The 12,504-nt window shown below is 70.1% G+C and carries 8 protein-coding genes and 2 pseudogenes; 5 read left to right on the forward strand and 5 right to left on the reverse strand.

What is annotated here, in order from left to right; translation table 11 throughout:
* Positions 1-140: 140 nt before the first annotated feature.
* A pseudogene (locus ACFYOH_RS31750) lies at positions 141-269 on the reverse strand (SGNH/GDSL hydrolase family protein); the annotation flags it as partial.
* Between the two features lie 360 nt (positions 270-629).
* Between ACFYOH_RS31750 and ACFYOH_RS31755 the strand changes: the two are divergent.
* Positions 630-908: a hypothetical protein gene (locus tag ACFYOH_RS31755; protein ID WP_388632680.1), complete on the forward strand. Its 279-nt coding sequence runs from the start codon at positions 630-632 to the stop codon at positions 906-908.
* Between the two features lie 74 nt (positions 909-982).
* Here the strand turns inward: ACFYOH_RS31755 and ACFYOH_RS31760 are convergent, their stop codons facing one another.
* Positions 983-1,957, reverse strand: coding sequence for a helix-turn-helix domain-containing protein (locus tag ACFYOH_RS31760; protein ID WP_388632682.1), 975 nt, complete (start codon positions 1,955-1,957; stop codon positions 983-985).
* Positions 1,958-2,185: 228 nt separating this feature from the next.
* Between ACFYOH_RS31760 and ACFYOH_RS31765 the strand changes: the two genes are divergently transcribed.
* The 4 genes and pseudogenes from ACFYOH_RS31765 to ACFYOH_RS31780 all read left to right on the forward strand — a co-directional run bounded on the left by ACFYOH_RS31765 (position 2,186) and on the right by ACFYOH_RS31780 (position 8,369).
* Complete coding sequence (locus ACFYOH_RS31765; protein ID WP_388632685.1) at positions 2,186-6,325, forward strand: hypothetical protein; 4,140 nt, start codon at positions 2,186-2,188, stop codon at positions 6,323-6,325.
* A 395-nt stretch (positions 6,326-6,720) separates the two neighbouring features.
* A pseudogene (locus tag ACFYOH_RS31770) lies at positions 6,721-7,132 on the forward strand (aminotransferase class V-fold PLP-dependent enzyme); the annotation flags it as partial.
* A 227-nt stretch (positions 7,133-7,359) separates the two neighbouring features.
* Positions 7,360-7,677 carry a hypothetical protein gene (locus ACFYOH_RS31775; protein WP_388632997.1) on the forward strand — a complete coding sequence of 106 codons (318 nt, stop codon included), beginning with the start codon at positions 7,360-7,362 and terminating at the stop codon, positions 7,675-7,677.
* Positions 7,677-8,369, forward strand: coding sequence for a hypothetical protein (locus ACFYOH_RS31780; protein WP_388632687.1), 693 nt, complete (start codon positions 7,677-7,679; stop codon positions 8,367-8,369). The genes ACFYOH_RS31775 and ACFYOH_RS31780 overlap by 1 nt, the downstream gene beginning before the upstream one ends.
* Positions 8,370-8,551: 182 nt before the next feature.
* Here the strand turns inward: ACFYOH_RS31780 and ACFYOH_RS31785 are convergent, their stop codons facing one another.
* From ACFYOH_RS31785 to ACFYOH_RS31795, 3 genes are all read right to left on the reverse strand, one after another.
* The gene (locus ACFYOH_RS31785; RefSeq protein ID WP_388632690.1) at positions 8,552-9,331 is read right to left on the reverse strand and encodes an alpha/beta hydrolase family protein; all 780 of its coding nucleotides are present in this window, start codon (positions 9,329-9,331) and stop codon (positions 8,552-8,554) included.
* Between the two features lie 19 nt (positions 9,332-9,350).
* Entirely contained in the window at positions 9,351-10,895 is a 1,545-nt protein-coding gene (locus ACFYOH_RS31790) for an FMN-binding glutamate synthase family protein (RefSeq protein ID WP_388632693.1), read from the reverse strand.
* A gap of 616 nt (positions 10,896-11,511) precedes the next feature.
* Positions 11,512-12,360: an SGNH/GDSL hydrolase family protein gene (locus ACFYOH_RS31795; protein WP_388632696.1), complete on the reverse strand. Its 849-nt coding sequence runs from the start codon at positions 12,358-12,360 to the stop codon at positions 11,512-11,514.
* Positions 12,361-12,504: the final 144 nt, after the last annotated feature.

Below are 12,504 nucleotides of genomic sequence, written 5' to 3' on the forward strand. Positions count from 1 at the left end.
CCGGTTCTCGACACGCCGGTCCACAAGGCGTGAGCGATGTGGGCCATGCGTCGCCCGGCGGGTTCTCGCGGCCCGCTCGCCCCCATCTCACACGCCGGGGCAGGACCGACCCTGCTCCACTTGACACAGCGCCCTACACATCAGGGCTCCACCCGTCGCCAGTCCGTCACAGGGCCGGGGTTGGTGTGATCCGCAGGGGTGACCCAGAAGGCTTTGCCCAGCTCATCGCTGAACTGGGCGCCTGTCCGGCCGTCCCCGGAAAGACGCCCCACGATGAGCAGTGCCAGGCCGCGTGCGACAACCTGTTGGGCTCGGAGCAGCACAGCCTGCGGTACGTAATGTGGATGCACGGGTGCGCGGACGCCCCCATCCAGTATCGCAGCGGCTCCGACAGTAGTCTGCGGGCATGCCCGCGGATCGCGGTGAGCTGTCATGGAGGCAGTCCGGAGACGTTGCACACGGCCTCCCGGCGCGCACGAAAGCCGCGGCAATCCTTACGGAGATCACGTGCGCCCCTGTGCTCTCGGGCAGCGTGAAACCTGCTTCCGCGGTGGAAGTATCAACCGGGAGGGGCTGGACTGGTCGCTCACCTTCGACCGGGGCATTCGGACGTTCGCTGACGTGCACCGGTGGAGGACTACTGGCGCATCCGCAACCAGGTGCTGGGGCTCGAGCGGTCCGAGGCCGACAACCGGCCCTTCGGCAAGCGACCCACACTGCACGCGGTTCCCGTGCCGGTGGCGCATCCTGCCCCGGCCGCCCCCGGCGCCGGATCGCCGAAACCCATGTCTGTCAGCTGCATCCTGCATCCGAAGATCGCAGAGGTCGCCACGGAGAGGTACAACCGCGGCGCCTACAACGACGCGGAGCACGAGGCGTGCCGCGTCGCCCGACGTACACAGGGGTGAGTGGGCGTCGGGGGTTACGTCTGTCACTCCCCCCCGAACTACGGTCCCGACACTCGGCGGCCTGCTCGCTCGTTTCAGAGCCACCCGCGGCGGACCGCCTGTGCGGCCGCCTGGAACCGGCTCGTCGCCCCGAGGCGGGTGGTCAGGTCGGCGATCCGGCGTCGCAGGGTGCGTTCGCTGAGGCCGAGTTGGCGGGCTATGGTCTCGTCCTTCAGCCCGGCGTGGAGTAGGTGGAGCAGAGCGCGGTCGGCCTCGCTGAGGTCGGGATGGTCCTCCGTCTCCCGGGCCTGGCTGCCGAAGACGGGGGTGGCCTGCTGCCAGCTCGCCTCGAAGAGGTCGACCAGGGCGTCGCACAGCGGTGACTGGTGGACCAGGGCGGCGGTACTGCGCACGCCGTCGGCTCCGGCGGTGAGCGGAACGAGGGCGTCGCGGCGGTCGAACACCAGCAGCTTCAGCGGCACATGGGGCAGCACCCGGGCCTGTTCCCCGAGAAGGACGAGGTGCTGAAGCAGTTCCGCGCGCTCGGGGATGGCCAGGACCTGACTGGAGTAGATCGCCCGTGCCCGCACGCCACGGGCCAGCAGCTCCTCCTCGAACTGCAACGCGCTCGCGTCGGCGGTGAGATAGGGCGGGGTGTCGAAGCACAGGACCTCCTGCTCGGCGCCCGCCATCAGTTCGGTCAGCCAGGCGCTGATCGCGGTCGGCCCCTCGATGATCTCGACCAGCCGGTTCGGATCGGAGCTCAGCTTGCGCTCGCTGAACTCGGCGCCGTAGGCGTCCAACGCGGCCGCCGCGCGTTCAAGTTCCAGACTGCGCACGCGGATCAGGGCGGCCAGGCCGATACGCGGGTCCACCGGGGCGTAACGCGTGGGCCGTCCCGCCGAGGGGACCGCGAGGCCCGCCGCGACCAGGTCGTCCAGCATGCGGCGGGCCTGCGGCGGGCTGCAGGACTGCTGCCTGGCCAATTCGGGCGCCGTCAGCGGCGGTGAGGTCAGCAGATGGCGGTAGGTGCGCTCGGTCGGATCGTCGAGACCCAGGGACTCCAGCACAGGTTCGCCTCCCTCCTGTGTTCTTCGGCGGAGATGGCGCGTGGCCGCTTCCGGCAGCCGGCCGGTAGCGGCCAGCCATTGTCCACCCGCTGAGCCGGGTTCGCTGAAACAGTACCGGCATCCCCCGCAGGGCCGTTCACCAGTGCTCTTCGTGAGCCGACCGCCCTGTTCCCCACCCGAGAGGCGCGAGGTCCATTGAGAATGCGTGGAAAGGGCATACGCTCCGGCATGGTTGCCACCGTGCTGGGGCTGGCCGCCGGCCTGCTGGTCACACCGCAGGCTCAGGCGGACCCTCCGCACGGCGCGAAGGGCGTCCGGCTGACCGCTGCCGCGATCGAGAGACTCAGCAAGCGGTACCAACCCCGGATCGACGGCACGCCCGGGCAGGTCGCCGCCCAGGAGGGCCCGGCCGATGCCGCCCCGGCGCTGTCGGGCACCAAGCCCGGCGTGACGGCGGACTCCGGCATGCACACCGACACCTCGTCCGCCGCCCCGGGCTTCGAGCGGACCGGCCGGTGGGAGACCGCGCGGGGCTTCGCCGAGGGCGTGGCGCTCGGCGGCACCAAGGACTGGGTGGGCGTCTTCAGCGGCGGCACCGTCGCCCGGTACGACGCCCAGGGCAAGCAGGTGTGGAGCCGCGGAGCCACCTCCTTGTACAAGGACTGGCAGGTCACCCCGAACAACTGGTTCCAGCCGTACCCGTATCTGCCGAACCTCTATGCCGGCTACAACCCGTACCAGATGTCGGCCGCCGGCAAGCAGCCGTATGTGACGGGCGACTTCAACGGCGACGGTGTCCAGGACGTCGCCGTCGCCTACGCCGTGGGCGACTGGCCGTTCCGGCCGTTCTCCTCACCCGGTTCGAAAGTGGACTACGGCACCTTCGTCACCGTCCTGGACGGCCGTACCGGAAAGACGGCGTGGAGCAAGCTGGTTCCCGGCTACGTCGGCACCATGCTGTTCCAGGACGGCAAGCTGATCGTCGCCAACATGGTCGGCCCGGACTGGGGCGGCGATCCGGTGGCCGAACAGGGTGACAGCCGCAGCAATCTGACCGCCTACAGCTTCGGCCGCGCCAGTGACGGCAAGCTCACCGCAACCGCCGACTGGACCTACTCGACGCACGCGCCCTGGGCGTACTGGGGCGATCTGACGTCGATGGGAAGCGGCCGGATCGCAGCGTCGTGGTCCGACACCCCGATGGACCTGGGCAGCCCGCACCCGGCCGACGGCAACGTGCTGGTGCTCAAGACCTCCGACGGCAGCGTCGCGGCGCACACCAAGACCCCCGGCTACCCGCGCATGCTGGTCAAGGATCCGGGCGCGGACCGAGTTCTGGTGGCCGAGCAGAACGACCCCTTCGACAAGGTGCGCTGGGACCTGACCGCGATCGACGCGCACAGCGGTGAGCGTGCGGTGCTGGCCTCGCGTGAGGGCACCGTGCCGGAGGCCTTCCACGTCCTGCCGAACGCGAAGGACGGCCGACCCCGGTTCGCTGTCGCGGAGCTCGGCATCGGCGCCGACATGTCCGACGGTCAGAGCACCGTCTCCGGCTGGGACGCTCAGGGCCACACTGTCTGGTCGTACACCACGGCCTCCACGATCGGCGGGCCGAACGCCCCGACCATGGCGCTGTCCTCCGACGCGAAGGGCAGCGAGGTGTTCGCCTCGCTCTCCGACCCGACGACCGCCACCGCCGCCACCCCCGCGGGTCCCGAGCACACCCAGCTCATCGGACTGAACGCCGCGAGCGGTCACCTCGACTGGCGACAGGAGGGCGCAGTCTCCGGCGACACGCTCACCCGGTACCAGGGCGGACTCCTCACCGTCGGCTATGACGACACCGCCTACACGGTCAACCCCCACAGCGGTGCGTCGCACGCCATGCCCCTGGCCGGCGACCCCTACGCGGCCGTCGCCACGGACGTGAACCGGGACGGCACCAAGGACCTGGTCGTCGCCGGCCAGAGCCGCGGTGTCTTCGCCCTCGACGGCAGGACCCTGAAGAAGGCGGCGCCGACCGTCCTGTGGCGGGCCACCGTCGACAGTTCGGTGCACGCCCTGCGCCTCCTGCCGAACTCCGGCAAGGACGCGACCGGCGACTCGGTGGTGGCCGCGACCGACCACGGCTTCGCCGTACTGGACACGCACAGCGGTGAGGTACGCGCGAACGTGCGCACCGGCGGCTATGTCGCCTCGCTCACGGTCGTGGGCGACGGCCGCGGCGGCTCCGAGATCGTCGTCCCGGGCAGCACCCTGACCGCGTACACCGCGCAGGGCAAGAAGCTGTGGACGTACCGGCCGAAGGGCACGGCGGGCAAGAGCCTGGTCTTCTCCAGCGTCACCACGGACGACGCCGGACACCTCTTCCTCGAGTACGGCGGCACGCACCACGGCATCGGCCTGCCCACGGAGGTCACCGATCCGGCGCCGACGGCGGTCGGCCTGGACGCCGCCACCGGCACCCCGGTCTGGACCGAGACCCCGACCGACTCCGGCGCCGTCGCGATCGTGCCGACCGACCCCGCCCTGGCCGACCCGAACATCCCCGGCGCGGGCGGGCATGGTGTCGCCTTCGCGTACACCGGCGATCACACGACCTACCAGCACCTGGTCCAGATCCTGGATTCCCGCACCGGCGCCGTGATCAAGAACTACGAGAGTCCCGGGATGTCGCAGGGCTTCGTCGCGTCCAAGAAGACCGGTCTGGTCGAGATGCGCGAGTTCAACGACTACGTGTACCCGGCGGACGGCGGCGCGCCCTACGACGTGCCCACTTTCTTCGGCTTCCACTCCGGAGTGTTCGCCAGGTCCGTCGGCGGGACCGAGGCGTTCGTCGGCGCCTACCAGAACCTGTGGTCCTACGACACGCCCTTCGCGGACAACGACGGGTACCTCCGCTATAGCGCGACGGACTTCGCCCTGGGGGCGAGCCAGGTGGAACCAGCGGAGCTGGGCGACGGCCCGGGCGACGACATGATCGGTCTCGCGCTCGACTGGCGGGCCCTGAACATCTCGGCCCAGGCGATCGGTGACGCCGTCAACGACATCGACTACTTCCCGCACGGCCTGACCACCTACAAGCTCTCCGAGGACGAGCCCACCCGGATCCCGGCGCCTCCGAGCGGCGGCACGTCCCTCGCGGCCCCGCTGGCCGCCCCCAAGACCGGTCAGGCCCAGGGTGACCGGATGCGCAGCGCGAGCCCGCTGAAGGACCTCGGCATGCCGATCGGCACCGCCTCGGTCCCGATCGAGATCCAGAAGAAGACCCCGGCAGCCACGAAGCTGAGCGTGGGCCAGGACAACGCCGACGAGGTCGCCCCCGGCTACACCCCGCAGCAGATCCAGGCACGCCTGGGCCTCAAGGGCGATGGCACGGGCCAGACGATCGCGATCGTCGACGCCTACCACTACCCGACGGCGAAGGCCGATCTGAACCACTTCTCCGCGCACTTCCACCTGCCGCAGACCTGCGACACGGCCGGCGCGGGAGAGGACTGCTTCGACTTCCAGCAGGTCTACGCGGACGGCACCCAGCCCGACGTCGACACCGGCTGGAACGAGGAGGAGGCGCTGGACATCGAGTGGGCGCACTCGGTGGCCCCGCACGCCAAGATCGTCCTGGTCGAGGGGAAGGACCCGAGCATGGCCGCGCTGTCCCGGGCCGAAGACGCGGCCGCGGCACTGCACCCGGCCGCGGTCAGCAACAGCTGGGGCGCCCGCGAGTTCTCCGAGGAGGCTTTCTATGACGGCTCCTGCAAGCTGGCCGACTCGGTCTGCGTCCAGTCCACCGGAGACTCCGGCTACCCCGGCAGCTACTCCGCCACCAATCCCTACGCCCTGGCCATCGGCGGCACCAGCCTCCGACTGGACGCCGACGGAAACACCCTCGACGAGACGGCGTGGAGGTCCACCGGCGGCGGCCTGAGCTACTTCGAGCCGCGCCCGGCCTACCAGGACGGCGTGCAGTCCTCGCCGCTCAGGGCCACGCCCGACGTCAGCTTCGTGGCCGACCCGGCGACCGGAGTGCCGGTGTACATGACCATGACCTATGGCGGCACCAGCCACTCCATGTGGTTCAGGGTGGGCGGCACCAGCCTGTCCGCCCCGATCTGGGGTGCGATCATCGCCTCGGCCGACCAGCTCCGTGCCGCCGCCGGCAAGCCGCACCTGGCTTCGGACGGCCCGGACGGGGACACGGCGCACACCGATGTCTACGCCCTCGGCAGCAGTGCCCTGCGGGACATCACTGCCGGCTCCAACGGCCGGTGCGGCGCCGAGTGCACAGCCGGACCCGGCTACGACACCGTCACCGGCCTCGGCTCGCCCGTCGCGGGTGTCGACGCGGCCCTGGCGGACATGAAGTAACCATCCAGTACAAGCAGGCTGGGGCCCGGAGTCCTTCTGAGACGCTGCTGGTTGATTCGGGCCTTGCTGCTTCGCCCCGCCGCCGTGCGGCGGGGCGAAGTGCTGGTACGCCCGGCATGGGCGATTGCTGGACCGGACGTAGAGGATCTTCGGGGGAGTCGCTGTCACCGGCAGGTCGTCCTGGAGACGGTCCCGCCACACAGCCAGTCTCGCGCTCCCGTGGTTGCCCCTCCATGGATCTCCCCGATCCGATGGGAGGAGACCGCGAATCCCGTTTGCCGTGCGGATCGACGTCCACCTCGATGATCGAGTACTTGGAGAACCGGGCGTCCTCGGCGAGGAGCCGAAACGGCACCGGGAAGAGCCGTACGTGTCGGCGTGTGCGCTGGTCCAGCCGTATACCGGAGCTGGTGGAACGGACTCGAAGGCGGGTCAAGGAGTTCCTGGGCGATCCTGGTCCTGAGCGATCAGCTGTCCACTTCACCGGCACACCCACCGAAGGACTGCGCACCATCGCCCGAGACTGGCTCACCACCCGTCTCATCGACGGCGACGAGATTCTCGTCCCGTTCACCGATCACCGGGCGAACCTGGACCCCTGGCTGGAGACCCAGCGGCTGCTGGCCGACTGGGGAATCCGCGTCCACGTGCGGGCCACTGCCGTACCAGACCGAGTCGGGCGACTACGACCACAGGGCGTTCGACGGGGTCGTCGGCCCGCGCACCCGTTTCGTCGCTGCCACGCACGTCCATCACGTGTACTGCGGCAACATGAACGTGCACCGTATCCGCGCCGCCGCGGGCCCGGGGTTCTTCGCGACCTGCTCGGCGACCGCGAGACCGCCGCCCACCGAGTCCTCGGCGGCCTCGGCATCGGGGCTTTGCCTGAAAGGCGTGTGTCCACCCCAAGGAGCCGCCCAGCAAGGAGCGCGCGGCCCTGCACGCCCGACTGGTCGAGCCGCTGTGCGAGCGCTTCACCCGCGAGGGACTCGACCGGCCACGGCTGCGGGCGGGATGGAGCAGCCCTGCAGCGGGTGGAGGTGCGGGTCACCTCGGTGAAGACGTACCAGGGCAAGCACGGGCCGGAGTACACCTGCCTTCTGGGGCGGGTGGACGGCAAGCCGCTCAAGCACGCCGAGCTGGGCAACGACTCCTGCGACGGGCCGATGGAAGTCGGGCAGACCGAGGACGTGCTCGTCGACCCGCACGGCTGGACGGCGCCGGAGCCGGCCGAGACGGACTACAGCGGGATCGACATCGCCGCGTGGGCCCTGCCGGTGGTACTGGTGCTCTTCGAGCTGTTGGTCTGGCTGTCCCGGCGGGTCGGGCTGCGCCGGTTCGAGGGCCGCTGATGGCGCCCGGGTCCCGGAAGAACGTGGCCTGGCCCCCGCACGTGGTGCGGCGGCTCGCCCGCATAGCCGCGCTCGTCCCCCTGCTGATGGTGGGCATCGGCGTGCTCGGCACCAGCCCGGACTGGTTTCCGGCGGCGCTGATCCTCGGTGTGCTGACCGTGGCTCTCGCGATCGCGGTGCTGATGGCGACCGCGACCAAGGGGTGGGTGTTCTTCGCCGGGCTGATCATCGGACTAGCCGTCGTGCTCGGCTCCGGGCTGGTCTTTTGGGCCGCGCTGATGCAGAGCCAGGGGCAGCGTACCGAGGTGCGGATCACCTCGGTGTACACCACCAAGGGCAAGACCGGCCCGATCTACCACTGCAGGCTGAAGCGGACCGACGGCAGGCCGATGGCCCACGCCGACATCGTCGGCATGGGCTGCAACGGCACGGAGGACGCGGGCACCACCGAGGACCTGCTGGTGGACCCGAGCGGCTGGCTGGCCCCGCAGCCCGCCGATGCCGACTTCAGCCCCCTCCCCGTCGGCGTCGTGGGAGTCGGCGTCGCGATCGGGTTGCGGGAGGTGACTGTCTGGCAGACTCGCCGGATCGGCCTGCGCGAGGCCGCGGCGAACCCGACGGCGCCCGGCCGGCCAAGCGGTGCCAAGCCGAGTGCGGACAACCGGAGCAAGAAGAAGCGCAAGCGGCGCTAGCGTCCTGCGCCAGTAATCCGCTGGTAGATACGTGGGCCTCGACGACCGGGTTCCGCACGCCAGCCAGGCACGTTGACCGTTCACAGCTCAGCCAGAACTACCTAGGACGGGCCTGTCACGCGAGAGGCGAGAGCGCAGTACTGGGGTGCCCGAAGTTTCTCTGATCAGGTGAAAGCTACCTGTCAAGCACCCAAAACATCCTTTCCTGCGGGTCGTGAGGCGTGGATGTACTGGTCGGCCCAGGCGCTGATGATGCGGGCGGCTCGCTGCGCCTGCCCTCGTGCCGTCAGGAGGTGGTCTGCTCCTTCGAGCGAGACGAAGCTTCGCGGGTGCCGCGCCGTGCGGAAGATCTCCCCGGCGTTGGAGATATCGACGGTGTCGTCGGTGGGCGAGTGCATCACGAGCAGCGGCCGGTCCAACTCACGGACCCCGTCGTGCAGACGGGCACGGCGGACGTCCTCGACGAAGGCGCGTTTGAGGACCAGGGTCCGCCCGCCGACGAACCACTCGTGCTGCCCCTCGCTGAGCACGCGATCCACGACCGCGTCGTACTGGTGCTCCACGTGGCTGGGGTCGGCGGGCGCCCCGATCGTGGCGACCGCGCGGACGTCGGTCGCCTCGGCCGCCGCGGCGATGGCGGCGGCGCCTCCCCACGAGTGACCCACCAGCAGATCCGCCGGAGTCCCCCGCTCCGCCATCAGGTTTGCCGCGCGGACGCTGTCCTGGACCTTGACGGTGAAGGAACCGTCACCCCAGTCGCCGTCGGAATCGCCGATCCCGAGGTTGTCGTAGCGCAGCATGCCGATCCCCTCACGGGCCAACTGCTTGCTGACCCGCGACGCGGCCGGCGAGTTCCTGCCGAGCGTGAATCCGTGGACGAAGATCCCCCAGCCCCGCACCTCGCCCTCCGGCAGGTCGATCGACCCGGCCAGCTCGGGGCCGACGACGCTCTTGAATCTCACTTCTTCGGGCACGTTGCGATCACTCCGGCCGGCTGTTCGTGGAGGTCGGCGTGCCGACGAGCAGCTCGGTGATCTCCTTGGCAAGGTGCGGGCCGAGCTCGCCCCAGCCGTCCTTGTAGCCGTAGACGCCGGCCAGCGTGCGGGCCTCGTAGTCGCCGTTCATGATCTCGATGTCGTCGGCGGTGATGAGTCCCGGGTGGGCGACGCCTACAGCCGACGAGACCTTCATCAGCTCCCTGCGCAGGGTGCGCAGGTAGACGGCGGCCCGGGTGGCCTTCGAGGTCGGGTCCAGGCCGCGGGCCAGCCACTGGTTCTGGGTGGCGATGCCGGTGGGGCACTTGTCGGTGTGGCACTTCTGCGACTGGATGCAGCCGATCGACAGCATCGCCTCACGGGCCACGTTGATCATGTCGGCGCCCAGGGCGAAGGCGACCGCGGCGTTCTCGGGCAGTCCGAGCTTGCCGGAGCCGATGAAGATCAGCTCGTCGGTGAGCCCGAGCTCGGCGAAAGTGCCGTAGACCCGGGAGAAGCCCATCCGGAACGGCAACGACACCGAGTCGGCGAAGATCCGCGGCGCCGCTCCGGTGCCGCCCTCGCTGCCGTCGACGGTCACGAAGTCGACACCACGGTCACCACGCGCCATCAGCGCGGCCAACTCCTGCCAGAAGCCCAGCTCGCCCACCGCGCTCTTGACCCCGACCGGCAGACCGGTCTCGGTGGCGAGCAGCTCGACGAAGTCGAGCATCGAGTCGACGTCGCTGAACGCGGTGTGCCGCGACGGGGAGGCGCAGTCCTTGCCGACGGGGATGCCGCGGATTTCGGCGATCTCCGGGGTCACCTTGGCGCCCGGCAGCATCCCGCCCAGCCCCGGCTTGGCACCCTGGGAGAGCTTGATCTCGATTGCTTTGACGGGGGCGCTCGCGACCACGTCCTTGAGCTTGTCGAGGTTGAAGCTTCCGTCCTCATTGCGGCAGCCGAAGTACGAGGTGCCGATCTGCAGCACCAAGTCGCCGCCGTTGCGGTGGTACGGCGACAGGCCGCCCTCGCCGGTGTTGTGCATCGTGCCCGCCAGCGCCGCCCCCTTGTTGAGCGCCGTGATGGCCGCGCCGGAGAGCGAGCCGAAGCTCATCGCCGAGATGTTCACCACACTCGCCGGCCGGAACGCCTTGGCGCGCCCACGCGGCCCGCCCAGCACCTTGGCCGAGGGCAGCGGAGCCTGCGGGTCGTGCGCGTCGGGCAGAGCGCCGGCGAAGGTGCGCTGCTTCAGGTAGGCGTGCCCCTGCACGTGCTCGACGTCGACCTCGGTGCCGAACCCGAAGTAGTTGTTCTCCTCCTTCGCCGACGCGTAGATCCAGGTGCGCTGGTCCCGGCTGAACGGGCGCTCCTCCTCGTTGGACGTCACGATGTACTGCCGCAGCTCCGGCCCGATCGTCTCCAACAGGTACCGGGCGTGCCCGATCACCGGGAAGTTCCGCAGCAGTGCGTGCCGCTTCTGGACAAGGTCGCGGGCTGCCACCAGCGCCACTGCTGTTGCGGCGACGGCGCCGATCCTCCGGGCCTGCATGAACGTTCCTCCTCCAGGCACGACTCCATCGCCACGCGGTGGAGCCCGCTTGTGTCGCATCGGGCGCCCGACGGCGCACACAGTCAAGGCCGCGCCAGCGCCATCGAAGAAAGGCGAACCGACTCTAGAAGGCCACACGAATATGCACAGCGACGGCGATCACACCACCAAATGACCGGGCCCAGGCCTCGCCCGCACACCAGCGCCGGACATCCACCTGTTGTTCAAGCTCGCCGGTTCCCCTGACCTGCTGATCTTGGTTCGTTCCTGAGACAGCAGGACGGCCGTTCTTCACGCTTCGAGGTGTCGAGCAACGTCGCGTGAAAGAACGAGCAACGGAAGCCTTTCGGCGAGCGAGGCGGGGGCCTTTCCATTACGGGTTTCGTGTCAGTGGCTGCCCGCCTCGTGGGCGCGTGCCAGGCGTGGGGGCACGCCGGCCGAGACGGTGCAGTCAGGACTGCGGCGGGTCGCCCGCGCGCCCCCACCGGGTGGCCGAGTACAGGTCTCGCACGGGTAAGGGGTACCGGACGGCTTTCATGGGCTCGGTCTGCGCGTCGCGATGCGCCTCGGTCAGGACCGGAGGCTCTTCGCCATGGCAGCCTGGCGGGGTCCCGAGTTAGGGCTCCACCCCTCGCCAGTCCGTCACAGGCCCGGGGTTTGTGTGGTCCGCAGGGGTGACCCAGAAGGCTTTGCCCAGTTCAGCGCTAAAGTGGGCGCCTGTCCGGCCGTCCCCGGAGGAGCGCCCGGTCAGACGCCGGCCTATCCACGGCAGCAGGTGCTCCCGGGCGAACCGCACGTCCGCGATCCGGCGTGTCACCCAGTCCGGCGGCGCCGTGGCCGGCATCGGCACATGCCACTCGGTGTCCTCCGGCTCGTACCCGAGCGTCTGCCAGACGGCCTCGGCGACCCGGCGATGCCCCTCCGCCGTCAGATGGAGCCGGTCCACGTCCCACAGCCGGGGGTCGCCCAGCGCGGGCGCCCCGTACAGGTCGACGACGACCGCGCCGTGCCTGCCGGCCAGCTCCTCCACGCAGGCGAACAGCTCCTCCATGCGCGGCCGGAACCGCTCCAGAACCGGGCCCTGGCGGCCGGGGCTGCGCATCAGCACGAGTTCCTTGCAGGACGGTGCGAGGCGTTCCACGGCCTCGGTCAGCAGGTCCTTGACCCGGCCCATGTCGCACTTGGGGCGCAGGGTGTCGTTGAGCCCGCCGACCAGTGTGATCACGTCGGCGTTCATGGCCGCCGCCGCGTCCACCTGCTCGTCGACGATCTGTCCGATCAGCTTCCCGCGCACGGCCAGGTTGGCGTACCGGAAGCCCTGCGTGCGCTCGGCCATCCGCGCGGCGAGCAGGTCGGCCCAGCCCCGGTAGGAGCCGTCGGGCAGCAGGTCCGACATGCCCTCGGTGAAGGAGTCACCGACCGCGACCAGGCTGCTGTAAGGGGGAGGTGTGGGATTCGTCTGCATGGCGTGAGCGATGGTATCCCGGCTCCATACCCGCTGGTCGGTCACCCCGGAAACGCCCGGCACCGGCCCCCGGGTTCGGCCGGTCGCCCGGGATTCCCCCCGTGCCCGGCCTCACCGCCCTGTTGGTCGTCCGGGATTCCCCGT

This window comes from Streptomyces sp. NPDC007856 (assembly GCF_042868225.1).
Classification (GTDB): Bacteria; Actinomycetota; Actinomycetes; order Streptomycetales; family Streptomycetaceae; genus Streptomyces.